Source organism: Pseudomonas sp. GM24 (assembly GCF_000282235.1).
Taxonomy (GTDB): domain Bacteria; phylum Pseudomonadota; class Gammaproteobacteria; order Pseudomonadales; family Pseudomonadaceae; genus Aquipseudomonas.
Genome location: NZ_AKJR01000132.1, coordinates 1 through 25704 on the forward strand (window position 1 = coordinate 1; position 25704 = coordinate 25704).

24 protein-coding genes are annotated in these 25704 nt (G+C 59.6%); 14 read left to right on the forward strand and 10 right to left on the reverse strand.

The window, feature by feature from the left end; translation table 11 throughout:
* Positions 1 to 126: 126 nt before the first annotated feature.
* From PMI23_RS15950 to PMI23_RS15970, 5 genes are all read left to right on the forward strand, one after another.
* Entirely contained in the window at positions 127 to 1554 is a 1428-nt protein-coding gene (locus PMI23_RS15950; protein ID WP_007916587.1) for a di-heme oxidoreductase family protein, read from the forward strand.
* A 27-nt stretch (positions 1555 to 1581) separates the two neighbouring features.
* Entirely contained in the window at positions 1582 to 2646 is a 1065-nt protein-coding gene (locus PMI23_RS15955) for an imelysin family protein (protein WP_007916589.1), read from the forward strand.
* A 14-nt stretch (positions 2647 to 2660) separates the two neighbouring features.
* Positions 2661 to 3761, forward strand: coding sequence for a DUF1513 domain-containing protein (locus PMI23_RS15960; protein ID WP_007916592.1), 1101 nt, complete (start codon positions 2661 to 2663; stop codon positions 3759 to 3761).
* Positions 3762 to 3941: 180 nt separating this feature from the next.
* Positions 3942 to 5090, forward strand: a complete 1149-nt coding sequence (locus PMI23_RS15965) for an efflux RND transporter periplasmic adaptor subunit (protein WP_007916593.1) — start codon at positions 3942 to 3944, stop codon at positions 5088 to 5090.
* A gap of 13 nt (positions 5091 to 5103) precedes the next feature.
* Positions 5104 to 8130 carry a multidrug efflux RND transporter permease subunit gene (locus PMI23_RS15970; RefSeq protein WP_007916596.1) on the forward strand — a complete coding sequence of 1009 codons (3027 nt, stop codon included), beginning with the start codon at positions 5104 to 5106 and terminating at the stop codon, positions 8128 to 8130.
* A gap of 135 nt (positions 8131 to 8265) precedes the next feature.
* On the opposite strand, the gene PMI23_RS15975 is transcribed toward PMI23_RS15970, so the two are convergent.
* The 5 genes from PMI23_RS15975 to colR form a co-directional block, all read right to left on the reverse strand.
* Complete coding sequence (locus PMI23_RS15975; RefSeq protein ID WP_034153490.1) at positions 8266 to 8493, reverse strand: hypothetical protein; 228 nt, start codon at positions 8491 to 8493, stop codon at positions 8266 to 8268.
* 2 nt (positions 8494 to 8495) lie between these two features.
* Entirely contained in the window at positions 8496 to 9212 is a 717-nt protein-coding gene (locus tag PMI23_RS15980) for a lipopolysaccharide kinase InaA family protein (protein ID WP_007916599.1), read from the reverse strand.
* Between the two features lie 4 nt (positions 9213 to 9216).
* Entirely contained in the window at positions 9217 to 9885 is a 669-nt protein-coding gene (locus tag PMI23_RS15985; RefSeq protein WP_007916600.1) for a class I SAM-dependent methyltransferase, read from the reverse strand.
* 161 nt (positions 9886 to 10046) lie between these two features.
* A complete protein-coding gene (locus PMI23_RS15990; RefSeq protein WP_007916602.1) occupies positions 10047 to 11321 on the reverse strand; it encodes a sensor histidine kinase in 1275 nt (424 codons plus the stop codon).
* Entirely contained in the window at positions 11321 to 11992 is a 672-nt protein-coding gene (gene colR / locus PMI23_RS15995; protein ID WP_007916604.1) for a two-component system response regulator ColR, read from the reverse strand. Before colR ends, PMI23_RS15990 begins: the two co-directional genes overlap by 1 nt.
* A 220-nt stretch (positions 11993 to 12212) precedes the next feature.
* Here colR and PMI23_RS16000 point away from each other — a divergent pair, with 220 nt between their 5' ends.
* Positions 12213 to 12956 carry a phosphatase PAP2 family protein gene (locus PMI23_RS16000; RefSeq protein ID WP_007916607.1) on the forward strand — a complete coding sequence of 248 codons (744 nt, stop codon included), beginning with the start codon at positions 12213 to 12215 and terminating at the stop codon, positions 12954 to 12956.
* A gap of 196 nt (positions 12957 to 13152) precedes the next feature.
* Here PMI23_RS16000 and groL read toward each other — a convergent pair whose 3' ends face one another.
* The 4 genes from groL to PMI23_RS16020 all read right to left on the reverse strand — a co-directional run bounded on the left by groL (position 13153) and on the right by PMI23_RS16020 (position 16677).
* Complete coding sequence (gene groL / locus PMI23_RS16005; RefSeq protein WP_007916609.1) at positions 13153 to 14799, reverse strand: chaperonin GroEL; 1647 nt, start codon at positions 14797 to 14799, stop codon at positions 13153 to 13155.
* A 50-nt stretch (positions 14800 to 14849) separates the two neighbouring features.
* Complete coding sequence (locus tag PMI23_RS16010) at positions 14850 to 15143, reverse strand: co-chaperone GroES (RefSeq protein WP_007916610.1); 294 nt, start codon at positions 15141 to 15143, stop codon at positions 14850 to 14852.
* Between the two features lie 260 nt (positions 15144 to 15403).
* Complete coding sequence (locus PMI23_RS16015; protein WP_007916611.1) at positions 15404 to 15880, reverse strand: FxsA family protein; 477 nt, start codon at positions 15878 to 15880, stop codon at positions 15404 to 15406.
* Between the two features lie 65 nt (positions 15881 to 15945).
* On the reverse strand, positions 15946 to 16677 hold the full coding sequence (locus PMI23_RS16020) for a HugZ family pyridoxamine 5'-phosphate oxidase (RefSeq protein ID WP_007916612.1): 732 nt from the start codon (positions 16675 to 16677) through the stop codon (positions 15946 to 15948).
* Positions 16678 to 16840: 163 nt separating this feature from the next.
* Here PMI23_RS16020 and PMI23_RS16025 point away from each other — a divergent pair, with 163 nt between their 5' ends.
* The gene (locus tag PMI23_RS16025) at positions 16841 to 17599 is read left to right on the forward strand and encodes an SDR family oxidoreductase (protein WP_016986667.1); all 759 of its coding nucleotides are present in this window, start codon (positions 16841 to 16843) and stop codon (positions 17597 to 17599) included.
* A gap of 131 nt (positions 17600 to 17730) precedes the next feature.
* Here PMI23_RS16025 and apbC read toward each other — a convergent pair whose 3' ends face one another.
* On the reverse strand, positions 17731 to 18825 hold the full coding sequence (gene apbC, locus PMI23_RS16030) for an iron-sulfur cluster carrier protein ApbC (protein WP_007916614.1): 1095 nt from the start codon (positions 18823 to 18825) through the stop codon (positions 17731 to 17733).
* A gap of 155 nt (positions 18826 to 18980) precedes the next feature.
* Here apbC and metG point away from each other — a divergent pair, with 155 nt between their 5' ends.
* The 7 genes from metG (at position 18981) to nth (ending at position 25694) form a co-directional block, all read left to right on the forward strand.
* Positions 18981 to 21032 (forward strand): methionine--tRNA ligase, encoded by a 2052-nt coding sequence (gene metG / locus PMI23_RS16035; protein WP_007916615.1) that lies wholly within the window; start codon positions 18981 to 18983, stop codon positions 21030 to 21032.
* A 114-nt stretch (positions 21033 to 21146) separates the two neighbouring features.
* On the forward strand, positions 21147 to 21716 hold the full coding sequence (locus tag PMI23_RS16040; protein ID WP_007916616.1) for an electron transport complex protein RnfA: 570 nt from the start codon (positions 21147 to 21149) through the stop codon (positions 21714 to 21716).
* Positions 21713 to 22921: an electron transport complex subunit RsxB gene (gene rsxB, locus PMI23_RS16045; RefSeq protein ID WP_007916639.1), complete on the forward strand. Its 1209-nt coding sequence runs from the start codon at positions 21713 to 21715 to the stop codon at positions 22919 to 22921. The genes PMI23_RS16040 and rsxB overlap by 4 nt, the downstream gene beginning before the upstream one ends.
* Complete coding sequence (locus tag PMI23_RS16050) at positions 22908 to 23891, forward strand: RnfABCDGE type electron transport complex subunit D (RefSeq protein WP_007916641.1); 984 nt, start codon at positions 22908 to 22910, stop codon at positions 23889 to 23891. The genes rsxB and PMI23_RS16050 overlap by 14 nt, the downstream gene beginning before the upstream one ends.
* Positions 23888 to 24493 carry an RnfABCDGE type electron transport complex subunit G gene (locus tag PMI23_RS16055; protein ID WP_007916648.1) on the forward strand — a complete coding sequence of 202 codons (606 nt, stop codon included), beginning with the start codon at positions 23888 to 23890 and terminating at the stop codon, positions 24491 to 24493. The genes PMI23_RS16050 and PMI23_RS16055 overlap by 4 nt, the downstream gene beginning before the upstream one ends.
* Positions 24490 to 25059, forward strand: coding sequence for an Rnf-Nqr domain containing protein (locus PMI23_RS16060; RefSeq protein ID WP_007916650.1), 570 nt, complete (start codon positions 24490 to 24492; stop codon positions 25057 to 25059). The genes PMI23_RS16055 and PMI23_RS16060 overlap by 4 nt, the downstream gene beginning before the upstream one ends.
* Entirely contained in the window at positions 25056 to 25694 is a 639-nt protein-coding gene (gene nth, locus PMI23_RS16065; RefSeq protein WP_007916652.1) for an endonuclease III, read from the forward strand. The genes PMI23_RS16060 and nth overlap by 4 nt, the downstream gene beginning before the upstream one ends.
* Positions 25695 to 25704 lie beyond the last annotated feature (10 nt).

Sequence of the window (25704 nt, forward strand, 5' to 3'; positions counted from 1 at the left end):
GATGGCCGCACCTCGGTCTCGAGTGAAACCCTGCGTCATATCAAGCAAACGATAATTCCTCTTATTCAATCACCCCGGCCCTGTTAGACTTTGCGCCTTTGTTTTCGTCCGTCCGCAGGATGTCTGATGCCCTCGCTGCCTCTTCGCTTGTCTGCACTGTTGCTGGCCCTGGGCCTGAGTGCCTGCGATGACGCCCCGCGTTTCACCAAGGCCGAGCCCGGTGAAGCACGCGCGGGCGGTGCCGCGACCGTGCGCAAGACCGATCAGAATGCGTTCTCCCTGCCCTCGGCCAACCTGCCGCCGTCACGGCGAGTGGATTTCAGCGTCGGCAACAGTTTCTTCCGCAGCCCGTGGGTGATCGCCCCGTCGACCACCACCGCCCGCGATGGTCTCGGGCCGCTGTTCAATACCAATGCCTGTCAGGGCTGCCACATCAAGGACGGGCGCGGTCATCCGCCGCCACCGGATGCACCTAACGCGGTGTCCATGCTCGTGCGCCTGTCGATTCCCGATACACCGGAATTTGCCAAAGTCATTGAACAGGTCGGCGTGGTGCCGGAGCCGGTGTACGGCGGTCAGTTTCAGGACATGGCCGTGCCCGGCGTCGCTCCCGAGGGCAAAGTCCGCGTTACCTACACGCCAGTGCCTGTACGCTTCAAGGACGGCACCGAAGTCGAACTGCGTAAACCGGTGTTGCAGATTACCCAACTCGGCTACGGCCCGATGCATCCGGACACGCGTTTCTCGGCCCGCGTTGCCCCGCCGATGATTGGGCTGGGCCTGCTCGAAGCGATCCCCGAAGATGCGATTCTGGCCAATGCCGCCGCGCAAGCCAAAGACAACAAAGGCATCAGCGGCCGTCCCAACCAGGTCTGGGATGACGCTTTGCAGAAGACCGTCATGGGCAGATTTGGCTGGAAAGCCGGGCAACCGAACCTCAATCAACAGAATGTTCACGCGTTTTCCGGTGACATGGGCCTCACGACCAGCCTGCGCCCCTTCGATGACTGCACCGACGCGCAAACGGCCTGCAAACAGGCACCGAACGGCAACGGCCCGGACGGCGAGCCGGAAGTCAGCGACAACATCCTGCGTCTGGTGTTGTTCTACAGCCGCAATCTCGCTGTGCCGGCACGCCGTGGCGTCAACGATGCAGAAGTGCTGGCCGGCAAGAACCTGTTTTTCCAGGCCGGCTGCGATTCCTGCCACACGCCGAAATACACCACCGCCGCCAACGCCGCCGAACCTGAACTGGCCAATCAAGTGATTCGCCCGTACAGCGATCTGCTGCTGCATGACATGGGCGACGGTCTGGCCGACAACCGCACGGAATTCCAGGCCTCCGGCCGCGACTGGCGCACGCCGCCGTTGTGGGGGATTGGCCTGACGCAAGCAGTCAGTGGCCACACGCAGTTTTTGCATGACGGTCGCGCACGCAATCTGCTCGAAGCGGTGCTATGGCATGGCGGCGAAGCGCAAGCCGCGCAGCAACAGGTTTTGTCTTTCAATGCCGAGCAGCGCGCTGCGTTGCTGGCGTTTTTGAACTCACTTTAAACACTGATAAAGAATCGGGAGCCCGACATGTTCCGTCCCAAGCTACTGTTCACCAGCCTTGCCGCGCTCGCCCTCGGCGCCTGCTCGCCGCAGGATCCGCAAGCGGTCACCTCGGCGGCCATCGCCAAATCGGTGATCCTGCCGACCTACACCCGTTGGGTCGAGGCCGACAAGCAACTGGCGGTCAGCGCCCTCGCCTACTGCCAAGGCAAAGAAACCCTGGAGACCGCCCGCGCCGACTTCCTCCATGCACAGAAGGCCTGGGCCGAGCTGCAACCGCTGCTGATCGGCCCGCTGGCCGAGGGCAACCGTTCGTGGCAGGTGCAGTTCTGGCCGGACAAGAAGAACCTCGTCGGCCGTCAGGTCGAGCAACTGGTCGTCGCCCAGCCGCAGATCGATGCCGCCGCACTCGCCAAATCGAGCGTGGTGGTACAAGGCCTGTCGGCTTACGAGTACATCCTGTTCGACGCCAAGCCTGACGTCGCCAACGCCGAGCAGAAAGCCAAGTACTGCCCACTGCTGATCGCCATCGGCGAGCGTCAGAAGCAGCTGGCCGAAGAGATTCTGCAGAACTGGAACAACACCGACGGCATGCTTGCGCAGATGACCAAGTTCCCGAACCAGCGCTACGCCGATTCCCACGAAGCGATCGCCGATCTGCTGCGCGTGCAAGTCACCGCGCTGGACACCCTGAAGAAAAAACTCGGCACGCCAATGGGCCGCCAGAGCAAGGGCGTACCACAACCATTCCAGGCCGATGCATGGCGCAGCCAGTCTTCGCTGACCGCACTGGAGGCCAGCCTCGCGGCAGCGAAAACCGTGTGGGAAGGCGTCGACAACAAAGGCCTGCGCGGTCTGTTGCCGGCTGAGCAAAAGCCATTGGCCGACAAAATCGACGCCGCTTATGCCGCTTCGCTGAAACTGTTCGACAGCACCCAGCGTTCGCTCGGCGAAATGCTTGAAGACGACGCCGGTCGTCAGCAACTGAACGACATCTACGACAGCCTCAACGTCGTCCATCGCCTGCACGAAGGCGAACTGGCCAAAGCGCTGGGTATCCAACTGGGCTTCAACGCCAACGACGGTGACTGATGAGGGCAAGTGCCATGCTGCGACGTCAGGTTCTGACTTTAGCTAGTACGCTGCTGGGAGCAGTGACGCTGGGCGGCTGGACGCTGTTCAAACGCAAGGATCAGAGCCCGCTGTTGCTGTCGGCGCGCGACGACACCGACGGCAAGCATTACGCCGTCGGCTATCGGCTGGATGGCACGCGCGTATTCGCCACCGAAGTCGGCCAGCGTTGCCACGACATCATCAACCACCCGACGCAGCCGATTGCACTGTTCGTCGCCCGTCGTCCGGGCACCGAGAGTTACCTGATCGACTTGCGCGACGGTCAGTTGCTGCAGACGGTGACCTCGCAGCCGAACCGGCACTTCTACGGCCACGCTGTGGTGCACAAGGACGGCGAATACCTGTACGCCACCGAGAACGACACCACCGATCCCGGTCGCGGCTTGCTGGGCGTGTACAAGTTCGAAGGCGAGCGGCTGGTGCACACGGGGGAGATTTCCACCCACGGTCTCGGCCCGCATCAGGTGTCGTGGATGCCCGACGGCGAGACGCTGGTGGTGGCCAATGGCGGGATTCGTACCGAGGCGGAAAGCCGCGTCGACATGAACCTCAACGCCATGGAGCCAAGTCTGGTGCTGATGCAGCGCGATGGCACCCTGCTGAGCAAGGAAACCCTCGCCCAGCAGATGAACAGCGTGCGCCATCTGGGCATCGCCAGCGACGGCACCATCGTTGCCGGTCAGCAATTCATGGGCGCGTCGCATGAGCGTTCGGAACTGTTGGCGATCAAGCGGCCGGGGCAGCCGTTCGTGGCGTTCCCGGTGCCGGAGCATCAGTTGCAATCGATGGGGCATTACACCGCCAGCGTCGCAGTGCACAGTGATTTGCGTCTGGTTGCGTTGACGGCGCCGCGTGGCAACCGCTTCTTTATCTGGGATCTGGACAGCGGCGAAGTACGCCTTGATGCACCATTGCCCGATTGCGCCGGTGTCGGTGCGGTGAAGGACGGTTTTGTCGTGACCTCCGGGCAAGGGCGTTGCCGTTACTACGATTGCCGCCAGGATGAGCTGTTGGCCAAGCCGCTGGAATTGCCGGCGGGGCTCTGGGACAACCATCTGCACTTGATGGCGTAAAACAGCCTTAAAAGATCGCAGCCTGCGGCAGCTCCTACATTGGAATGCATTCCCCTGTAGGAGCTGCCGCAGGCTGCGATCTTTTTGCCCCCCCCTGTAAGAACTGCCAGTTGGAATCCCCCCTGTACTCGGAGTAATGTGCCCGCCTGTCTCACCTGATTTATCCAAGGAACTGGAAATATGCTGCGTCGCCGCATGCTGATCATGTTGGGTGTTGTTTTGCTGATCGTCCTGGTGCTGGGCGGGTATAAAGCCTTTTCGATCTACACGATGATCCAGGGCTTTTCCAAGCCGAAACCGCCGATCAGCGTCGCCGTGGCCAACGCCAGCGAGCAGCCGTGGCAGCTGCGCCTGCCGACAGTCGGCACGCTGAAGGCGCTGCAAGGTGTCGAGCTGAGTCTGGAAGTCGCCGGCACCGTCACCGAACTCAAGTTTGAATCCGGACAGAAGGTCAAGGCCGGACAGCCGTTGCTGCAACTCGACAGCGCCGTTGAAACCGCCCTGCTGGAAACCGCCAAGGCTGATCTCGGTCTGGCGCAACTGGACTTCGGCCGTGGCGCGCAACTGGTCGACAGTCGCGCCATCTCCAAAGGCGAGTACGACCGCCTCTCTGCCGTTCTGCAAAAGAACAAGGCCACGGTCAATCAGCTCAACGCCTCGCTGGCAAAAAAACGCATCCTCGCGCCGTTCAGCGGCACCATCGGCATCCGTCAGGTCGACGTCGGCGACTACCTCGCCAGCGGCACCAAAATTGCGACGTTGCAGGATTTGAGCAGCCTCTACGCCGACTTCTATCTGCCCGAGCAATCGGTGCCGAAACTGGCCATCGGTCAACCGGTGCAGATCTCGGTCTCTGCTTACCCGGGGCAAAACTTCGCCGGCAAGATCAGCGCGATCAACCCGATCGTCGAAAGCACTACGCGCAACATTCTGATCCGCGCCACTTTGGCCAACCCCGACGGCAAACTGCTGCCGGGGATGTTTACCAGCCTCGAAGTGCTGCTGCCCGATCCGCAAAAACATATCGTGGTGCCGGAAAGTGCGATCACTTACACCCTCTACGGCAACTCGATCTACGTGGTCGGGCAGAAGAAAGCCGAGGACGGTAGTGTCGAAAAGGATGACAAGGGTCAACCGGTGCTGATCGCCGAACGCCGCTTCATCGAAACTGGTGAGCGCCGCGATGGCCTGGTGATGATCAACAAGGGCGTGCAGAGTGGCGAACAAGTGGTGACGGCTGGCCAGATCAAACTGGACAACGGTGCCCACATCGCCATCAGCGACGACAAGACCCTCGGCGAGCAGAACAGTCCGCCCCGCGCCGACTGATCAAGGAATTCCCATGGCTTTTACCGATCCGTTCATCCGCCGCCCGGTGCTCGCCACTGTGGTCAGCCTGTTGATTGTGTTGCTCGGCTTTCAGGCCTGGAGCAAGCTGCCGCTGCGCCAATACCCGCAAATGGAAAACGCCCTGATCACGGTGACCACCGCTTACCCCGGGGCCAACGCCGAAACCATTCAGGGCTACATCACGCAGCCAATGCAGCAAAGTCTGGCCAGCGCCGAGGGCATCGATTACATGACCTCGGTCAGTCGGCAGAACTTCTCGGTAATCTCGATCTACGCGCGCATCGGCTCCAACACCGACCGTTTGTTCACCGAACTGCTGGCCAAGGCCAACGAGGTGAAAAACAAGTTGCCGCAGGACGCCGAAGACCCGGTGCTGAGCAAGGAATCCGCCGACGCTTCGGCGCTGATGTACATCAGCTTCTTCAGCAAGGACTTGAGCAACCCGCAGATCACCGACTACCTGTCACGGGTGATCCAGCCAAAACTGGCAACCCTGCCGGGTATGGCCGAAGCGGAAATTCTCGGCAATCAGGTGTTCGCCATGCGCCTGTGGCTCGACCCGGTAAAACTCGCCGGTTTCGGCCTCAGCGCCAGCGATGTGACCAACGCCGTGCGCCAGTACAACTTCCTCTCCGCTGCCGGCGAAGTGAAAGGCGAATACGTGGTCACCAGCATCAACGCCAATACCGAGCTGAAATCGGCCGAGGCTTTTGCGGCGATTCCGCTCAAGGTCAGTGGCGACAGCCGCGTGCTGCTCAGCGATGTCGCGCGGGTGGAAATGGGCGCGGAAAACTACGACTCGATCAGCTCGTTCGGCGGCACGCCGTCGGTGTACATCGGCATCAAAGCCACACCGGGCGCCAACCCGCTGGACGTGATCAAGGAAGTGCGCAAGCTGATGCCGGAGCTGGAAGCGCAACTGCCGCCAAACCTGAAAAGCGAGATCGCTTACGACGCCACGCTGTTCATTCAGGCCTCGATCGATGAAGTAGTGAAAACCCTGTTCGAAGCGGTGCTGATCGTCATCGTTGTGGTGTTCCTGTTCCTCGGCGCATTGCGTTCGGTAGTGATCCCGGTGGTGACCATTCCGCTGTCGATGATCGGCGTGATGTTCTTCATGCAGATGATGGGCTACTCGATGAACCTGCTGACGCTGCTGGCGATGGTGCTGGCCATCGGTCTGGTGGTGGACGATGCGATTGTCGTGGTGGAGAACATCCACCGACACATCGAGGAAGGCAAGACGCCGTTTGATGCGGCGCTGGAAGGCGCGCGGGAAATTGCCATGCCGGTGGTGTCGATGACCATCACCCTGGCGGCGGTGTATGCGCCGATCGGTTTTCTCACCGGGCTGACCGGGGCGCTGTTCAAGGAGTTTGCGCTGACCTTGGCCGGTGCGGTGGTGATTTCCGGGATCGTCGCCCTGACTCTGTCACCGATGATGTGCGCGTTTTTGCTGCGCCACGAGGAAAACCCCAGTGGTCTGGCGCACCGCCTCGACCGTATTTTCGACGGCCTAAAACGCCGCTACCAGAGCATGTTGCACGGCACGCTGAACACGCGCCCTGTGGTGTTGGTATTCGCGGTGATCGTGTTGTGCCTGATCCCGGTGTTCCTCAAGTTCACCAAATCGGAACTGGCCCCGGACGAAGATCAGGGCATCATTTTCATGATGGCCACTGCGCCACAGCCGACCAACCTTGATTACCTGAGCACCTACACTGACGAATTCATCAAAATCTTCAAGGAATTCCCCGAGTACTACTCCTCGTTCCAGATCAACGGCTACAACGGTGTGCAGGCCGGCATCGGCGGTTTCCTGCTTAAGCCGTGGAACGAGCGCAGCCGCACGCAAATGCAGATCCTCCCGGAGGTGCAGGGCAAACTCGAAGGCATCCCGGGCTTGCAGATCTTCGGTTTCAACCTGCCCTCCCTGCCCGGCACCGGCGAAGGCTTGCCGTTCGAGTTTGTAGTCAACACCGCCAACGACTACGAACTACTGTTGCAAGTCGCCGACCGGATCAAGAAACGCGCCATGGAATCGGGCAAGTTCGCCTTCGTCGACCTCGATCTGGCGTTCGACAAACCTGAAGTGGTTGTCGATATCGACCGCGCCAAAGCGGCGCAGATGGGCGTGTCGATGCAGGACCTCGGTGGCACCCTCGCCACCCTGTTGGGCGAGGCAGAAATCAACCGTTTCACCATTGATGGGCGCAGCTACAAGGTGATTGCTCAGGTTGAACGGCCGTACCGCGATAACCCGGACTGGCTGAACAACTACTACGTGAAAAACACCCAGGGCGAGTTGCTGCCACTGTCGACGCTGATCAAGGTCAGCGACCGCGCCCGACCGCGCCAGCTCAACCAGTTCCAGCAGCTCAACGCGGCGAAGATTTCCGGTTTCCCGCTGGTGAGCATGGGCGAAGCCATCGACACGGTCTTGCAGATCGCTCGCGAAGAAGCGCCGGCCGGGTTCGCCTTCGACTATGGCGGCGCGTCACGTCAGTTCGTCCAGGAAGGCAGCGCGTTGTGGGTAACGTTTGCCTTGGCCCTGGCGATTATCTTTCTGGTGCTGGCGGCGCAATTCGAAAGCTTCCGCGATCCGCTGGTGATTCTGGTGACGGTGCCCTTGTCGATCTGTGGGGCGTTGATTCCGCTGTTCCTCGGCTGGTCGAGCATGAACATCTACACCCAGGTCGGGCTGGTGACGCTGATCGGGCTGATCAGCAAGCACGGCATCCTGATCGTCGAGTTCGCCAACCAGTTGCGCAAGGACAAGGGCCTGACGGCGCGCGAAGCCGTTGAGGAAGCGGCGGCGATTCGCTTGCGGCCGGTGTTGATGACCACGGCGGCGATGGTGTTTGGCATGGTGCCGCTGATTCTGGCCACGGGCGCCGGTGCGGTGAGCCGTTTTGATATCGGCATGGTGATTGCCACGGGAATGTCGATTGGTACGTTGTTTACGCTGTTTGTCCTGCCGTGCGTTTACACCTTGCTGGCGAAACCCGATAAGCCTTGAAAGCAAAAGATCGCAGCCTTCGGCATCTCCTACACCGATCCATGTAGGAGCTGCCGAAGGCTGCGATCATTTGATCTTGCTTGCATAAAAAAAGGCCTCGCAACTGCGAGGCCTTTTATGTGGGCTTCAATCGGTTCAACTTTGCGGCCTCATCCCTTGAGAAAGTCCGAACATGAACAACAACAGATCATGATCGGGTTTGGTCGCCACGGAGGCTTTTGCCACCCGTGGGACTGCGCAGTGGGCGTCGTCTACGGACGCGCCAACCACCTGCATGCGGGGCTGCTCCCAGGCAGCCACCGCCAATGACGCAACTGCCAAGGCTCCAACCAAAAACAAACCTCGTGCAATTTCTAGTTTCATCGCTATAAACCTTTGATAGCGCTGCCAAACGCCGTCTCATAAAAGTAGACGAGTTTTTTCCAGTCCGCGTCGCGGAACGACGAATGGCGGCGCAATTGCTTCATGTCATGGGAGGCGGCGCGATAGGCGGTCAGACGCTGGCGGCATTTCTCCAGATCGATCAAAGCGACCTCGACCTTGGCCGACTCGCCTTCGCCCGTCACACGCACAAACACGTGTTTGATGTAGATGCAGCTGTGCTGCCAACGGCCCTTGTGCATACGCGCCAGATTCTCGGCGAGGTCCTTGAGCACACGCTCGTAAACCACATCGCCACACTGATCGCGACCGCCGGCAGCCGCCAGCCAGTGTTCCAGTTCCTGGAAACCGTCCAGGGACTTGGTGACCAAAAGTGCACGCCACTTGTGTTGCGGATCAGGCTGGGCACCGCAAAAGACGATCTCGGGCACGCGCACACCGAGCTTGCTCACGCCAGTCAGCGCGTCAAGTTCACGCAGAACAGTAGGACGGCCGAAAGGGTGCAGCCAGCTGCGGTAGATATGACCGGTCTGGCGCTTGGCATACAGCAGTTGACCATCGCGCCCCACGACCCTTTGCACGCCACTTTCCCCGCCACGTCGAACATTGGGCTCTTCCACCCACTCGCCGCGCTGGTTCCAGTAAAAGTCAAAGCGATCTTGCGGAGCGACATCCGTTTCTGCTGCAAATTGCACTGCCATCCTGTTACCTCTTGCGTAATACGTAAACCCGCCACATGGCGTAGAGCGGAATAAAGTCCAGTTGTTCCTGAATCCGAAAACCTGCCTCCTCGAATTCCTTTTCCACCGTAGCGGCCGGTAACACAAAGCGATTCTGATACTCGCGTTTGTCACGGTTGCGCTCGGCTCGCTGGCGTTTCCAGGCTTTGAAGTTGCCATCAACCCACAGCGAAACGATCACACTGTCGCGGGTGACGCGCTCGAATTCGCGCAGAATCGCCCGGCGATGCTCGGCTTCACCGATGTGGTGGAGCAGACGCATGCAGAAAATGCTGTCGACGGCGTTGTCAGGCAAGGCAATGTCGAAGGCAGATGTGTGCAAGGGTTGTACCCGTTTCACCACATCGGCCGGTTGCGACTGCATGGCCGTCTTGATCATCGACTCGGAATTGTCCGCACCGATAATCACCCGGTTGGCCTTTTCGCCCAACAAGGGCCAGAAACGCCCGGCACCGCAAGGCAGATCCAGCACCAGCCCTGGCTCGCCAACCAGCGCCAGCGCCTTGCGGGCCATCTGTTCGTCACGCCAATGGGAGAGACGCCGTCCAAGACTTTCTTTGTGCTTGCGCAGATATTTCTGCGCGTGTTGATCGTCGTACTTCTCGGAAAAATCGAGTTTGATCGGACCGGACATCACCTGGACTCCTGAATTGCTGATGTCACCACCTTAAGGAGCGGCGTGTCAGCGTCAGGTCATCCATTTGTGAAAAAAATGTCCGGTAAACAGACAAATTATTACAGCGTTATACAGGATTTAGACAGGAAGGAGGGAGTAGCATTGAGCCACTCCGTGCGTCAGATTTTGCCCAGATCTACCTCGAAGCGGCAGCCATTGGGCTCCATCGTGCTCAAACTGACGGTCCAGCCCTGGTTCTCGCAGATCCGCTGCACCAGCGACAATCCCAGCCCCAGGCCTTCGCCACGCTTTTCGCTGCCACGTACGAAAGGCTCGAACATGGCTTCGCGCTTTTCTTCCGGAATGCCGACACCGGAGTCTTCCACCGCGAAGCCGTTGGCAGTGAGTGTCAGGCGAATGAAGCCGCTTTCGGTGTAATGCAGCGCGTTGCGCAACAGGTTGCCCATCACGGCATTCAACAGGGTCGCGTTGTAGCGAATGTCTGATGGACTGCCAGGTTCGAAGATCAGTTTCAGGCCCTTGCTCTCGATCGGCCCGCGCCACAGACACAACAGGCCTTCGGCCACTTGCGAGAGGTTTTGCTGAAGTGCCATGCCGGCATCTTCATGCTGGGCGCGCGCCAGCATCAGGAAGGTTTGCACCAATTCGCGCATTTCTTCACTGGCGCGGGCAATTCGCTCGACCTGTGAACGACCACGCTGGTCGATCCCCGGGTTTTCCAGCAGCAGTTCGCAGGAACTGGCCAATACCATAAGCGGCGTGCGCAATTCATGGCTGACGTCGCTGGTGAACAAACGTTCGCGTGTCAGCGCCTGACGCAAACGCCCCAATGTGGCATCGAAGGCCACCGCCAGCTCGCCGACTTCGTCTGCCGCGTAATCCGGCGCCAACGGCGGCGCCAACCCGAGTAACTGGTCACGGTGACGCACCTGCCGGGCCAGTCGGACCACCGGCGCCATCACCTTGCGCGCCAGCACCCAGCCGAGGAACACCGCCAGTGCCAGGCTGAGCACAAAACCCACCAGGACCACGGCAAACAGCACGCGCTCGCGCTCTTCAAAATCGCTTTGATCTTGCAGCAAGACGTAACGGCGACCGTCGACGATCTCGACCATCGCGTGATACGACAGCTGCTCGCGGAAGACTTCATGGAAACCCGAATCGAGGTGGCGCAGGTCCTTGGGCAGCTCGAAATCGCCCGGTCCGCCACTGAAATAGAACAACTGGTCGGGTTCCGGGCGATGGCTCCAGTCCGAAACATTGTCCATCAGCAGCAGACGCTGCAAGTCGCCGCCCAGCCCCGCCGAAATCAGTTTTTCTTCCACCAGATGCACGGTCGCGACAATGCCCATTGCGAAGGCGCCGGCCACCAGTGCACTCATCAAGGCAAAAGCAATGATGATCCGCTGGGAAAGACTTTGCCTGAACTCCATTACACGTCGGCCAGCCGGTAACCCACGCCGTGCACAGTGTGCAGCAGTGGTTTGGCAAAAGGTTTATCGATCACCTGACGCAGTTGGTGAACGTGACTGCGCAGGCTGTCGCTGTCCGGGCAATCGTCGCCCCACAGCGCTTCTTCGAGAATTTCCCGACGCAGGACGTGCGGGCTCTTCTGCATCAACACCGCGAGCAATTTGAGGCCGACCGGGTTGAGCTTCAGCAGTTTGCCGTCGCGGGTCACTTCCAGCGTGTCGAGGTCGTAGCTCAGATCGGCGACCTGCAGCGCACGGCGACCACCACCTTGCGCACGGCGCATCACCGCTTCGACCCGCGCAGCCAGCTCGGACAAGGCAAATGGCTTGATCAGGTAATCGTCGGCCCCGGCCTTGAAACCCTGCAAGCGGTCGTCGAGTTGATCGCGGGCGGTGAGCATGATTACCGGTGTGTCCCGACGGGCGTCCTCACGCAGGCGTTTGCACAGAGTGTAACCATCGATGCCGGGCAACATGATGTCGAGCACGATCAGGTCGTAATGCTCGGTGGCGGCCAGATGCAGGCCCGACAGACCGTCCTGGGCGCAATCGACGGTATAGCCCTTGAGGCCCAGATAATCGGCCAGATTGGCCAGGATGTCGCGGTTGTCTTCGACCAATAGAATTCGCATGGGCACCTCCTCCGTACGGGGTAACGGCCGTCTTGGCCCGCGCAGCTTACGGCCAAGTGTGGCTCACGGCTAGGCGTGCGTTGGGTTGTTGCGCGAGAAAAACGTTCATTGTTCCAGCCAACGTTTTTTTCACTTTCGATTAACAAATCAGCGACGCATAGACGCGCAGACTCCGCGCGGTTGCGCTCCTCAGATCCTACTTACACCCAAGGAATTGCCCATGGTGTCGACTTCTGCCCGCCCCGTTTCCAGACCGCTGAACTTCTGGCTTTGCCTGGGAATACCCACCGTCGCGGCAATCATTCTGGTGTTGCTCGAACTGACCGATCTGGACATGGATCTGGCCAGACTGTTCTACGACCCGGTCGCAGGCGACTTTATCGGGCGACACAGTTTTTTCCTTGAAGACATCCTCCATGATCGTGCCAAACAGGTGGTCATTGCGTTCTCGGTGTTGGCCATCCTCGGCTTTATCGGCTCGTTTTTTCTCGCCAGGCTGAAACCGTTCAAGCGTGAACTGGGTTGCCTGGTGCTGTCGCTGGGGCTTGCCACTTCGTTCGTCACCCCGGTGAAAGCCGTAACGGCGGTGCAATGCCCATGGAGCCTGGAGCAATTCGGTGGCCATGAGACCTACAGCAAACTGATGGAGCATCGTCCACAGACCGATAAACCCGGGCGTTGCTGGCCCGGTGGTCATGCGGCGACGGGGTTTACTTTGTTTGCGCTGTTCTTTGTCCTGCGTGATCGGCGTCCGCGCCTGGCCAGACAGGCGTTTATCTTTGCCTTCGCATTGGGGTCGGTGTTTTCCATCAGCCGGATGATGCAGGGCGCGCACTTCTTTTCGCACAACGTGTGGACGGCGATTTTCTGCTGGCTGATTTGTCTGGGATCTTATTATTGGGTGCTGTATCGCCCGGCGGTGAAAGCCGAGGCCGTGGTCGAGGCGCAACCGGTCAGCGCCTGATCTGACGCCATCGCTGGCAAGCCAGCTCCCACAGGGTTGGTGCCGAGCACACATTTTGTGAACGCTCGAATCACTGTGGGAGCTGGCTTGCCAGCGATGAACGATTACTCGGACTTTCGCCAACACTAAATCAAAGGCAATAAAAAACCCCGCTGACTCGCGTCAGCGGGGTTTTGCGTTACGGGGTAAGGCTGGCTTACATCATGCCGCCCATGCCACCCATGCCGCCCATGTCTGGCATACCGCCGCCAGCAGCGCCGTCTTTCTTCGGCGCGTCAGCTACTGCCGCTTCGGTGGTCAGGATCAGACCGCCGATCGACGATGCAGCTTGCAGAGCGGAACGAGTCACCTTGGTTGGGTCCAGGATGCCCATTTCGATCATGTCGCCGTATTCGCCAGTTGCAGCGTTGTAACCGAAGTTACCTTTGCCGTTCTTGACTTCGTTGACCACAACGCTTGGCTCGTCGCCGCTGTTGGCAGCGATCTGACGCAGCGGAGCTTCAACAGCGCGGCGCAGAACAGCGATACCGACGTCCTGATCAGCGTTGTCGCCTTTCAGGTCAACCAGGGTTTGCAGAGCACGGATCAGCGCAACGCCACCGCCAGGTACCACGCCTTCTTCAACGGCTGCACGAGTTGCGTGCAGGGCGTCTTCAACGCGGGCCTTCTTCTCTTTCATTTCTACTTCGGAACCAGCGCCAACCTTGATCACTGCAACGCCGCCGGACAGCTTGGCCAGACGCTCTTGCAGTTTTTCACGGTCGTAGTCCGAGGAAGTTTCAGCAGCCTGGGCACGGATCTGAGTGATACGCGCCTGGATGTCAGCTTCTACGCCAGCACCGTCAACGATGATGGTGTTTTCCTTGGAGATGGTCACACGCTTGGCGCTACCGAGGTTTTCCAGGGTAGCGGCTTCCAGGCTCAGGCCGATCTCTTCGGAGATAACGGTACCGCCGGTCAGAACAGCGATGTCCTGCAGCATGGCCTTGCGACGGTCGCCGAAGCCTGGCGCCTTGACGGCTGCGACTTTAACGATGCCACGCATGTTGTTCACAACCAGAGTCGCCAGGGCTTCGCCTTCAACGTCTTCGGAAACGATCAGCAGTGGACGGCCGGCTTTGGCAACGGCTTCCAGCACTGGCAGCATTTCGCGGATGTTCGAGATCTTTTTGTCGACCAGCAGGATCAGCGGGCTGTCCAGCTCGGCAACCATGGTCTCTGGCTTGTTGACGAAGTACGGGGACAGGTAGCCACGGTCGAACTGCATGCCTTCTACAACCGACAGTTCGTTTTCCAGGCCAGTGCCTTCTTCAACGGTGATCACGCCTTCTTTGCCGACTTTTTCCATGGCTTCGGCAATGATGTCGCCGATGGAGCTGTCGGAGTTGGCGGAGATGGTGCCGACCTGAGCGATGGCCTTGGTGTCAGCGCATGGCTTGGACAGGTTCTTCAGCTCTTTGACGATCGCGATGGTCGCTTTGTCGATACCACGCTTCAGGTCCATCGGGTTCATGCCGGCAGCGACGGCTTTCAGGCCTTCGTTGACGATCGACTGAGCCAGAACGGTAGCGGTAGTAGTACCGTCACCAGCGTCATCGTTGGCACGGGAGGCAACGTCTTTGACCAGCTGCGCGCCCATGTTTTCGAAGCGATCTTCGAGTTCGATTTCTTTGGCGACGGAAACGCCGTCCTTGGTGATGGTCGGAGCGCCGAAGCTCTTCTCGATGATCACGTTACGGCCTTTCGGGCCCAGGGTCGCTTTTACTGCGTCAGCCAGGACGTTGACGCCCTTGAGCATTTTTTTACGGGCGGAATCGCCAAACAGAACTTCTTTAGCAGCCATGATCGATATTCCTTAAATACTTTGTAGTAGCGGGAAAATGAACGGGGGTATCAGCCTTCGATAACAGCGAGGATTTCGTTCTCGCTCATTACCAACAGGTCTTCGCCGTCGACTTTCACAGTGTTGCTGCCGGAGTAAGGACCGAACACAACCTTGTCGCCTTCCTTCACGGACAGTGCGCGCACTTCGCCGTTTTCCAGAGCTTTGCCCGGGCCTACAGCGAGAATCACACCGTGGTTGGCTTTTTCAGCAGCCGAACCTGGCAGGACGATACCGCCAGCGGTTTTCTTTTCTTCTTCGCTGCGACGGATTACGACGCGGTCATGCAGAGGACGAAGCTTCATTGTCGATCTCTCCTAATTGTGGTTTTCATCGGCCGGTGTAGTCCCGGCGGGTTTAACAAATCCGGCCTTCGCCGGTTGCGCCTCGTCGAGCGAGACGCGGAAGACTGACTGGCGCAAATGCCAGAAACCTTTCGGTGACCGATACATAAGGGCGCATAAGCTTATTACAAGGGCGCGGCTAAAAATTTTTCACCGATATGTTGCACAAAAGCAGCCCATAAACGAACACGGCACCCGAAGGTGCCGTGTCAATGCAGATGTTACTTGGAGTCGCGATGTTCGAACTCGCCTTCGATCACATCACCCTCGCGGCCCAGAGGCTGACGCGGTGCAGGACCGCCACGGGGTTGCAGGTCGTCGGCGAACGCACGCTGGCGCATGGCCTGGTCTTCGGCGCGCTGACGCATCTTGTTGGCCAGAAGGCGACGCGTGAACGGCAGCAGCATGATCAGACCCACCACATCGCTGATGAAGCCGGGCAGGATCAACAAGCCACCGGCCAACGCCAGCATCAGGCCTTCGAGCATGGTTTGCGCGGGCAGTTCGCCGCGGTTCAGGCTTTCACGGGCACGCAGAGCCGTGGCCAGACCGGCGACGCGCAGCACGAACACGCCGAACATCGAGCCGAGAATGATCAGCAGCAGGGCCGGGAAAAACCCGATAGAGCCTGCCACTTTGACGAATACGAACAGCTCCAGCACTGGAAACAGCAGAAAGAGCAACAGAAAAGGGCGCATCAAAGTTTCCTCAACGCAAGAAATGCCTTGCAGTAAGCCTTAGATGACGTCGCCCTTTCGTGAATTCAAGCATCGGCCACTGCATTTTTTGGCCAGACCTCGGCATGAGCCAATGAAACCAGGGCTTCGCGCACTTGTGTCGGCGTATTACAAGGTACTGGGAACGGCAGCCAGTACAGCGCCTGACCGATGCGCAGGTGCATGCCTTCTGTGTCGATCCCGGCCAGTTGCGCCGGCGCAGTTTTCGGCAGACCGGCGAGGTCGACGTAGTGCGCGATGGCTTTGCCGTGGTCGCTGTTCATGTGCTCGACCATGCTGATCTCGGCCTTGCCGGCGAACGGATTGGCCAGGGTCAGTTGATCGACCCAGTGAATCGCACCAAAACCACCGATGTAGCGATGACGCACCGGGGTCAGCACCCAGAAGTCGAAATCGTGGGCCTTGTGGTAGTTCTGCGAATCGGGGAAATAACGGTAGTAACGCTCGGCGGCCGCTTCGATGGCAGCCGCGTCTTCGAGCTTTTGCGCTTCGGCCAGGTAGGTCAGGCGACCAACGGCTTGCACATCATCGGCCTCGCGCTCGCCGACGAGCATTGAGCATTTTGGGTCTTTTTGCAGGTTGTGGGTGTGCTGGGCAATGCGGCTGATCAGGATCAGCGGCCGGCCCTGCTCGTCCAGGCAGTACGGCACCACGGAGCCAAAAGGAAAACCGGGCATCGATTTGGAGTGGGTCGACAGCACTCCACGGTATTCCTTGAGAAGCAATTCTCGGGCATTCTTCGCCACTTCAACGCTCAATTTATGACTCCTTAAATAGAATCCGTCGAAAAAACGGACAGGCGCCGGGGATCAAGTCCCGGTCAGCCGGCGGGCAATTCTCATGTGCAAACCAGCCACGGCCGGTGCAGATCGGGAGTCGCTGAAAACAAAAACTACTCAGACCTGCTATCGGGGCATGCGAATGCAACTCAACGACAAAGTAATCATTATCACCGGCGGTTGCCAGGGTTTGGGCCGTTCGATGGCCGAGTATTTCGCCGGCAAAGGCGCGAAGCTCGCCCTGGTCGACCTCAATCAGGAAAAACTCGACGACGCGGTCGCGGCTTGCAAGGCCAAAGGCGTCGAGGCGCGCAGCTATCTGTGCAACGTGGCCAATGAAGAGCAGGTCGAGCACATGGTCGCTCAGGTCGCCGCTGATTTCGGCGCGATCCACGGCCTGATCAACAACGCCGGGATCCTCCGTGATGGCCTGCTGCTCAAGGTCAAGGACGGCGAAATGACCAAGATGAGTCTGGCCCAGTGGCAGGCCGTCATCGACGTCAATCTGACCGGCGTATTCCTCTGCACCCGTGAGGTGGCGGCAAAAATGGTCGAGCTGAAGAACACTGGCGCGATCATCAACATCTCGTCGATTTCTCGAGCAGGCAACGTTGGCCAGACCAACTATTCGGCAGCCAAGGCCGGTGTTGCTGCAGCGACAGTGACCTGGGCCAAAGAGCTGGCGCGCTATGGCATTCGTGTGGCGGGTATCGCGCCGGGCTTCATCGAGACCGAGATGACCCTGGGCATGAAACCGGAAGCGCTGGAGAAGATGACTTCGGGGATCCCGCTCAAGCGCATGGGCAAGCCGGAAGAAATTGCACACTCGGCGGCGTATATCTTCGAGAACGACTATTACACCGGGCGGATTCTGGAGATGGATGGCGGCTTGCGTATCTAACTGCCAGCACAAAACAAATGTAGGAGTGAGCCTGCTCGCGATTGCGGTCATTCATTCAACAAATCTTTTGAATGTTATTCCGCTATCGCGAGCAGGCTCACTCCTACAGGGTTATCGGTGTTGCTGATGTATCAATCGTCGCTGATGGTGATGTTCGGCATCGCCGGTGTCGCCGCTTCCTGCAACACAATCCGCGCACCGACGTGGCGGGCCAGTTCCTGATAGACCATGGCAATCTGGCTGTCCGGCTCGGCGATCACCGTTGGCTTGCCGCCGTCGGCCTGTTCACGGATCAGCATCGACAGAGGCAGCGAAGCCAGCAGTTCAACGCCGTACTGGGTCGCCAGCTTCTCACCACCGCCCTCACCGAACAGATGCTCGGCATGCCCGCAGTTCGAGCAAATGTGCACGGCCATGTTTTCCACCACGCCCAGCACCGGAATGTTGACCTTGCGGAACATTTCCACGCCTTTGCGCGCGTCGAGCAAGGCCAGATCCTGCGGGGTGGTGACGATCACTGCGCCGGCCACCGGGACTTTTTGCGCCAAAGTCAGTTGAATGTCGCCGGTGCCTGGCGGCATGTCGATGACCAGATAATCCAGATCGCCCCACGCGGTTTGCGTAACCAGTTGCAGCAGCGCGCCGGAGACCATCGGCCCGCGCCAGACCATCGGCGTGTTGTCGTCGGTCAGAAACGCCATCGACATGACTTCGACACCGTGAGCCTTGAGCGGCACGAACCACTTCTGATCCTTGACCTCCGGGCGGGTGCGCTCGGGGATGCCGAACATGATGCCTTGGCTCGGGCCGTAGATATCGGCGTCGAGAATCCCGACCTTGGCGCCTTCGCGGGCCAGGGCCAGTGCGAGGTTGGCGGCGGTGGTCGACTTACCCACACCGCCCTTGCCGGAGGCCACGGCGACCACGTTCTTGACGTTGGCCAGCCCCGGAATCTGCGCCTGCGCCTTGTGCGCAGCGATAACTGTATTGATTTCTACTTTCGCGGCCGCGACACCGTCGAGGTTCTCGATGGCCAATTGCAGCATTTGCGCCCATCCGCTTTTGAACAGGCCAGCGGCATAACCGATTTCCAGCTGCACGTTGACGCGATCACCGACGATCTCGATGTGCTTCACGCAACCGGCGCTGACCGGGTCCTGGTTCAGGTAAGGGTCGGTGTATTGGCTGAGGACGGCTTCCACCGCTGCGCGAGTGATGGCGCTCATGGGCAACTCCGATAACAAGACTGGGAAAAGATGGCGGGTATCCTACCCCTTCTATCCTCCGGACGGCATGCCCGGCAACGATTTGCAGGGGTGAAATATCTTGCCCGGCGCTTTATAGTGGCCGACCTCCGTTTCATCAAGTAGCGAAGCCCCACATGTCCGAACCACGCAAGATCCTCGTCACCAGCGCCCTGCCCTACGCCAACGGTTCGATTCACCTTGGCCATATGCTGGAATATATCCAGACCGATATGTGGGTGCGCTTCCAGAAGCATCGCGGCAATCAATGCATTTACGTCTGCGCCGACGACGCCCACGGTTCGGCGATCATGCTGCGCGCGGAAAAGGAAGGCATCACCCCGGAACAACTGATCGCCAACGTGCAGGCTGAACACAGCGCCGACTTTGCCGAGTTCCTGGTTGATTTCGACAACTTCCACTCCACTCACGCCGAAGAAAACCGTGAGTTGTCGAGCCAGATCTACATCAAGCTGCGTGACGCCGGGCACATCGCCCAGCGCTCGATCACCCAGTACTTCGACCCGGAAAAGAAAATGTTCCTGGCCGACCGCTTCATCAAGGGCACCTGTCCGAAATGCGGTACCGAAGACCAGTACGGCGATAACTGCGAAAAATGCGGTGCGACCTACGCCCCGACCGATCTGAAGGATCCGAAGTCGGCCATCTCCGGCGCCACCCCGGTGCTCAAGGATTCCCAGCACTTCTTCTTCAAACTGCCGGACTTCCAGGAAATGCTGCAAACCTGGACCCGCAGCGGCACCTTGCAAGACGCCGTCGCCAACAAGATCGCTGAATGGCTGGACGCCGGCCTGCAACAGTGGGACATCTCCCGCGATGCACCGTATTTCGGTTTCGAGATCCCGGGCGAGCCGGGCAAATATTTCTACGTGTGGCTGGACGCACCGATCGGCTACATGGCCAGCTTCAAGAATCTTTGCGACCGTACGCCGGAGCTGGACTTCGATGCGTTCTGGGCCAAGGATTCCACCGCCGAGCTGTACCACTTCATCGGCAAGGACATCGTCAATTTCCACGCGCTGTTCTGGCCAGCGATGCTCGAAGGCGCGGGCTACCGCAAGCCGACCGGCATCAATGTGCACGGCTATCTGACCGTCAACGGCCAGAAGATGTCCAAGTCGCGCGGCACCTTCATCAAGGCGCGTACGTATCTGGATCACCTGTCGCCGGAATACCTGCGCTATTACTACGCGGCCAAACTGGGCCGTGGCGTCGATGACCTCGACTTGAACCTCGAAGATTTCGTGCAGAAGGTCAACTCCGACCTGGTCGGCAAAGTGGTCAACATCGCCAGCCGTTGCGCCGGTTTCATCCAGAAAGGTAACGCCGGCCTGCTGGTCGGCACCAATGCCGCGCCAGAGCTGACCGAGGCTTTCCTCGCTGCTGCGCCAAGCATTGCCGACGCCTACGAGGCCCGCGACTTCGCCCGTGCCATGCGTGAAACCATGGCTCTGGCCGACCGCGCCAACGCCTGGATCGCCGACAAGGCGCCGTGGTCGTTGAACAAACAGGAAGGCAAACAGGATGAAGTCCAGGCGATCTGCGCCACCGCCATCAACCTGTTCCGCCAACTGGTGATTTTCCTCAAACCGGTGCTGCCGCTGTTGGCCGCCGATGCCGAGGCGTTCCTCAACGTCGCCCCGCTGACCTGGAACGACCACACCACGCTGCTGGCCAACCACCAGTTGAACGAATTCAAACCGTTGATGACCCGCATCGACCCGGTAAAAGTACAAGCCATGAGCGACGCCTCGAAAGAAGACCTCACCGCCAGCCAGACCGACACCGGTGCCGCGGCCCCAGCGGGCAATGGCGAACTGGCCAAGGACCCGCTGTCGCCGGAAATCGACTTCGATGCTTTTGCTGCCATCGACCTGCGCGTCGCGCTGATCGTCAAAGCCGAACACGTCGAAGGTGCTGACAAGCTGCTGCGCCTGACGCTGGACATCGGTGACGAGCAGCGCAACGTGTTCTCCGGGATCAAGAGCGCTTATCCGGATCCGTCCAAACTCGACGGTCGCCTGACCATGATGATCGCCAACCTCAAGCCACGGAAAATGAAGTTCGGTATCTCCGAAGGCATGGTGATGGCGGCCGGCCCTGGCGGTGAAGAGATTTACCTGCTGAGCCCGGACAGCGGCGCCAAGCCAGGTCAGCGCATCAAGTAACAGTTGGCGGTCAATTGATCCCACAGGCGTGCCCGGCATGCCTGTGGGATTTTTCATATCTGGCCGGATAATGCCTAACCTTTAGAGACACCCGCCCGTTTCGCTGGCAGAACCATGACCGAACTTGTGCTTACGCTCATCAGTGCTGCACTGCTCAACAACTTCGTGTTGCACTGGCCGCTGGGCGTCGATCCGCTGTTGGCGGGCAGTCGTCGTCAGGTGCATGCGTTGGGGCTGGCGACGTTGTGTCTGATGTTGATCACAGGCGTAGTGGGTTACGCGATCTGGCATTGGCTGCTGGTGCCGCTGCGACTTGAGTTCCTGCGCCTGTTCGTGTTTCTGCCGCTGAGCGTATTGCTGATCACGCCGCTGTTAAAGCTGCTGGCGCGCTGGCTGCCAAAGTTGCCTTTTGACGGTTTATGGCCGCTGTTGCTGGGCAATGCCGGTGTACTGGGGCTGGCGCTGATCAACGCGCAAAATGATCGCGGTCTGCTGCAGACGACAGCGCTGAGCCTCGGTGCCGGACTGGGTTTCTGGCTGGTGCTGAGCCTGTTTCAGGATTTGCGTGAACGCACGACCGACAACGATATTCCCCTGCCCTTTCGCGGCTTGCCGATCGATCTGATCAGCGCCGGATTGATCGCAGTGATTTTTCTCGGATTCAGTGGACTGATCAAAACATGAGTCTGATTCAACGCATCGATGCCCTTCTGCCGCAGACTCAATGCGGCAAGTGCGGCCATCCCGGATGCAAGCCCTATGCACAAGGTATCGCCGAGGGCGAGCCGATCAACAAGTGCCCGCCGGGCGGTGACGAAACCATCGCCGCGCTGGCTGAACTGTTGAAAGTACCGGTGCTGGAACTGGATATCAGTCGCGGTTCGGCGCCGCCGCAAGTGGCGTTCATCCGTGAGGCCGAATGCATTGGCTGCACCAAGTGCATTCAGGCCTGCCCGATCGACGCGATTGTCGGCGCGGCGAAACTGATGCACACGGTGATCATTGACGAGTGCACCGGTTGCGATCTGTGTGTCGCACCATGCCCGGTCGATTGCATCGAAATGCACCCGCTGCCGCTCGGCACATTGCCGGTCGTGGGCGGTCTGGCCTTCAGTCTTGAAGAACAGCGCGCGCGCGCGGCCAAACGCGATCACGCGCGTCAACGCTTCGAGCGCCGAAACCAGCGCTTGCAACGCGAAGAACAACAGAAGCAGGCTGAGCGTGAAGCGCGGGCGAAACGGACGGTGCAACCTGAAGTGGCCGCAACCGATCCGGTACAGGCGGCACTGGAACGGGTGCGTGCGCAGAAAGCGGCGACCGCCGATGCGGCGCTGAAGAAAGCCAAGATCGATGTGGCGATGAGCCGTGCGCAATTGCACAAATCGTTGAAAGCCTTCGGCCATCCGCCGACATTTGAGCAGCAGACGCAACTGATCGTGTTGCAGCAGCAGTTCGAAGCAGCCGAACAGGCTCTGGCGAAACTTGAAAGCAACCCGGCGCCAGCGCCCATCGTGCCTGCCCCCGCCAAAGACGCCGATCTGAAACGGGCCAAGATCCAGTTGGCCATGCGTCGTGCTGAACTGAAAAAAGCCCAGACCGCCGAAGCGGCGCCCGAGCAGATCGCCGCGCTTGAGCAGGCATTGCGCGACGCCGAACAGGCCCTGCACGCCGCCGAAGCCACAAGCGATCAGCCGTTGCCTGACTTGGTGCGCGTCGAAAAACGTCCGATCGACAGCCAGCTTCGTCAGTTGAAAACCGAATTGGCCTACGCCCGTGCGGACCTCAACAAACTCGAACGACGCGCCGACACGCCCACCGAAATCCTCGACAAGGCCCGCGTCCGCCTGCAAATCGCCGAGCGCCAGGTACAAGATCATGTCGCCCCTTGAGACACCGGACAATCGCCTGCAACAGGCGATGAAGCTGGTGCTGCTGGCCGCCTTGCCGGGGTTGCTGGCGCTGTTCTGGTGGTACGGCTGGGGCGTGCTGATCAATCTGCTGCTGGCGATCGTCGCCGCGCTGATGGTCGAGGCCGGCGTCGCACGTCTGCGTCAACAGCCCATCCAGCCAGCGTTGAGCGACGGCAGTGCGTTGGTCAGCGCAACATTGCTGGCGGCCGCCCTGCCACCTTATTGCCCCTGGTGGCTGACGGTGATGGCGGTTGCTTCGGGACTGCTGTTCGGCAAGCACATTTACGGCGGCGTCGGTAGAAATCCGTTCAATCCGGCGATGCTCGGGTTTGCCTTGATCATGGTGATGTTCCCGCAACCGATGACCCACTGGCCGGCCCATGGCCTGGATCTGACGGCAACGTTTCAACAGGTATTCGGCGCAGGTCAGGCGCCGGACGCTTGGGCGCAGGCCACGGTGCTGGACAGCCTGCGCATCAACAAGAGCCTGACCATGGATGAATTGTTCACCAGTAATCCGGCCTTCGGTCGCTTTGGCGGACACGGTGGGGAATGGGTGAATCTGGCGTTTCTCGCCGGCGGGTTGTTTTTGCTGCAGCGCCGGGTCTTCGGTTGGCATGCACCAGCAGGCATGCTCGGCAGTCTGTTTGTTGTCAGCCTGCTGTTCTGGAATGGCTCCGGGTCAGACTCTCAGGGTTCGCCGCTGCTCCACCTGCTCAGTGGCGCGACCATGCTGGGCGCGTTTTTCATCATCACTGAACCGGTCTCCGGCGCTAAAACCACGCTCGCCCGCCTGCTGTTCGGTGTCGGCGTCGGACTGCTGACTTATGCGATTCGCACCTGGGGGGGTTACCCGGATGGCGTGGCGTTTGCGGTGCTGCTGATGAACCTGTGCGTGCCAGCGCTGGAGCGGTTTGCCGCGAGTCGTCAGCCACAGGTGAGCACATGAACCGCGCGGTCAGCGCACTGACGTTATTGTTGTTGGCGGTGGTCGGCATTGGCGCGACGTACCTGCTGCAACGCAGCAGTGCACCGCAAATCGCTGCAGAGCAGCGCTGGGCCGACAGTCGTAAACTGTTCGACGTGCTTCCCGCTGACAGCTACGACAACCAACCGCTGGACCAGCCGATTACACTGACCGATACAGGTCTGAGCCATAGCACGCTCGCGGCTGGTTATCGTGCAACCAAGCATGGTCAAACCGTTGCAGTGTTGCTGCGTAACCAGACCGAGGGCTACGCCGGGGCCATTGAATTGCTGATTGCGATCGATGCCAACGGCAAGTTGCTCGGCGTGAAACCCCTCAAGCAAAACGAAACCCCGGCACTCGGCGGGCCGATTGGCGACTGGCCGAACCGCTGGCTTCAGGTTTTCACCGGCAAATCACGCGGTGAACCGAATGACACTGGCTGGGCACTGAAAAAAGATCAGGGGCAATTCGATCAAATGGCCGGGGCAACCATTACTTCGCGCGCGGCCATCAACGCGATCCACGATGCGTTGCGTTATTTTGACGAGCATCGAACGGCATTATTGGGGAGCGGAGCATGAACCTGTCCAACTCACTGATGCTGGTGCTATTGCTGGGCACCACCGTTTCTCTGGCCGGCGCATTGGGGACGATGTTGATGTTTGTCCTTGTGGTGGGCATTTATGCGTTGGGCATGTCACCGTTGCGCCCGCGCATGACAAAGGCGAGTGCCTTGCTGGCCGGTGTGCTGCTTGCTGCAACGTTAAGCAGTTGTGCAGATCTTCTGGCGCAACGCTGGTTTTTGGCGTGGCATCAGTCGTTCGGTCTCTATGGCGGATTGATCGCCTTGCAGTGCGTGGTGCTGGAGCACCACGGTTTCTTCGACCGACCGCTGGCCCAGCGCTTCAAACTTTGCGCATTGTTTGGCAGTTTGATGCTGGGGCTCGCGGCGCTGCGTGAACTCATCGGTCAGGGCAGCCTTGGCCGGGGGCTGTTCGAGCATGACTCCGGTCTTGTTTTATTCGGCGCTGGGCTGCATCTGACAACGCTGTTGCCCGGCGCCTTTATTGTATTGGGTCTGCTGCTCGCGGCCCGTCAGGCGTGGAATCGCCCGAACTCGATATCCAAGGAAACGCATCGCCCATGAATGCAGCAAAACGTCTGGAGATTTTCCGCCGCCTGCACGAAGACAATCCGGAGCCAAAGACCGAACTGGCCTACTCCTCGCCGTTCGAGCTGTTGATCGCGGTGATTCTTTCGGCGCAGTCAACTGACGTCGGCGTCAACAAAGCCACGGCGAAGCTGTTTCCGGTGGCCAATACGCCGGCGGCGATCCATGCTTTAGGGGTCGAAGGTCTATCGGAATACATTAAAACGATCGGTCTCTACAACAGCAAGGCCAAGAACGTCATCGAAACCTGCCGCCTGCTGGTCGAACGCCATGGCAGTGTGGTTCCACAAACCCGTGAAGAGCTCGAAGCCTTGCCGGGAGTAGGCCGCAAGACCGCCAACGTCGTACTCAACACAGCGTTCCGCCAACTGACCATGGCCGTCGACACCCACATCTTTCGCGTCAGCAACCGCACCGGCATTGCACCGGGCAAAAATGTGGTTGAAGTGGAAAACAAGCTGATGAAATTTGTACCCAAGGAATTCCTGCTCGACTCTCATCACTGGCTGATTCTTCACGGTCGCTACGTGTGTCTGGCCCGCAAGCCACGGTGTGGGAGTTGCCGGATCGAAGACTTGTGCGAGTACAAAGACAAAACTTCTGACGATTGACCGGCTATTG

What these genes read in the sequence shown, in the direction of transcription:
- PMI23_RS15955 (WP_007916589.1), top strand. Translation starts at nt 1,582, where the DNA reads ATGTTCCGTCCCAAGCTACTGTTCACCAGCCTTGCCGCGCTCGCCCTC.
- PMI23_RS16025 (WP_016986667.1), top strand. Translation starts at nt 16,841, where the DNA reads ATGCAACTCAACGACAAAGTAATCATTATCACCGGCGGTTGCCAGGGT.
- PMI23_RS16040 (WP_007916616.1), top strand. Translation starts at nt 21,147, where the DNA reads ATGACCGAACTTGTGCTTACGCTCATCAGTGCTGCACTGCTCAACAAC.
- PMI23_RS15965 (WP_007916593.1), top strand. Translation starts at nt 3,942, where the DNA reads ATGCTGCGTCGCCGCATGCTGATCATGTTGGGTGTTGTTTTGCTGATC.
- PMI23_RS15970 (WP_007916596.1), top strand. Translation starts at nt 5,104, where the DNA reads ATGGCTTTTACCGATCCGTTCATCCGCCGCCCGGTGCTCGCCACTGTG.
- PMI23_RS16050 (WP_007916641.1), top strand. Translation starts at nt 22,908, where the DNA reads ATGTCGCCCCTTGAGACACCGGACAATCGCCTGCAACAGGCGATGAAG.
- PMI23_RS16015 (WP_007916611.1), bottom strand. Translation starts at nt 15,880, where the DNA reads ATGCGCCCTTTTCTGTTGCTCTTTCTGCTGTTTCCAGTGCTGGAGCTG.
- PMI23_RS16060 (WP_007916650.1), top strand. Translation starts at nt 24,490, where the DNA reads ATGAACCTGTCCAACTCACTGATGCTGGTGCTATTGCTGGGCACCACC.
- PMI23_RS16000 (WP_007916607.1), top strand. Translation starts at nt 12,213, where the DNA reads ATGGTGTCGACTTCTGCCCGCCCCGTTTCCAGACCGCTGAACTTCTGG.
- groL (WP_007916609.1), bottom strand. Translation starts at nt 14,799, where the DNA reads ATGGCTGCTAAAGAAGTTCTGTTTGGCGATTCCGCCCGTAAAAAAATG.
- nth (WP_007916652.1), top strand. Translation starts at nt 25,056, where the DNA reads ATGAATGCAGCAAAACGTCTGGAGATTTTCCGCCGCCTGCACGAAGAC.
- PMI23_RS15980 (WP_007916599.1), bottom strand. Translation starts at nt 9,212, where the DNA reads ATGGCAGTGCAATTTGCAGCAGAAACGGATGTCGCTCCGCAAGATCGC.
- PMI23_RS16055 (WP_007916648.1), top strand. Translation starts at nt 23,888, where the DNA reads ATGAACCGCGCGGTCAGCGCACTGACGTTATTGTTGTTGGCGGTGGTC.
- apbC (WP_007916614.1), bottom strand. Translation starts at nt 18,825, where the DNA reads ATGAGCGCCATCACTCGCGCAGCGGTGGAAGCCGTCCTCAGCCAATAC.
- PMI23_RS16010 (WP_007916610.1), bottom strand. Translation starts at nt 15,143, where the DNA reads ATGAAGCTTCGTCCTCTGCATGACCGCGTCGTAATCCGTCGCAGCGAA.
- rsxB (WP_007916639.1), top strand. Translation starts at nt 21,713, where the DNA reads ATGAGTCTGATTCAACGCATCGATGCCCTTCTGCCGCAGACTCAATGC.
- colR (WP_007916604.1), bottom strand. Translation starts at nt 11,992, where the DNA reads ATGCGAATTCTATTGGTCGAAGACAACCGCGACATCCTGGCCAATCTG.
- PMI23_RS15985 (WP_007916600.1), bottom strand. Translation starts at nt 9,885, where the DNA reads ATGTCCGGTCCGATCAAACTCGATTTTTCCGAGAAGTACGACGATCAA.
- PMI23_RS15990 (WP_007916602.1), bottom strand. Translation starts at nt 11,321, where the DNA reads ATGGAGTTCAGGCAAAGTCTTTCCCAGCGGATCATCATTGCTTTTGCC.
- PMI23_RS15960 (WP_007916592.1), top strand. Translation starts at nt 2,661, where the DNA reads ATGCTGCGACGTCAGGTTCTGACTTTAGCTAGTACGCTGCTGGGAGCA.
- PMI23_RS15950 (WP_007916587.1), top strand. Translation starts at nt 127, where the DNA reads ATGCCCTCGCTGCCTCTTCGCTTGTCTGCACTGTTGCTGGCCCTGGGC.
- PMI23_RS15975 (WP_034153490.1), bottom strand. Translation starts at nt 8,493, where the DNA reads ATGAAACTAGAAATTGCACGAGGTTTGTTTTTGGTTGGAGCCTTGGCA.
- metG (WP_007916615.1), top strand. Translation starts at nt 18,981, where the DNA reads ATGTCCGAACCACGCAAGATCCTCGTCACCAGCGCCCTGCCCTACGCC.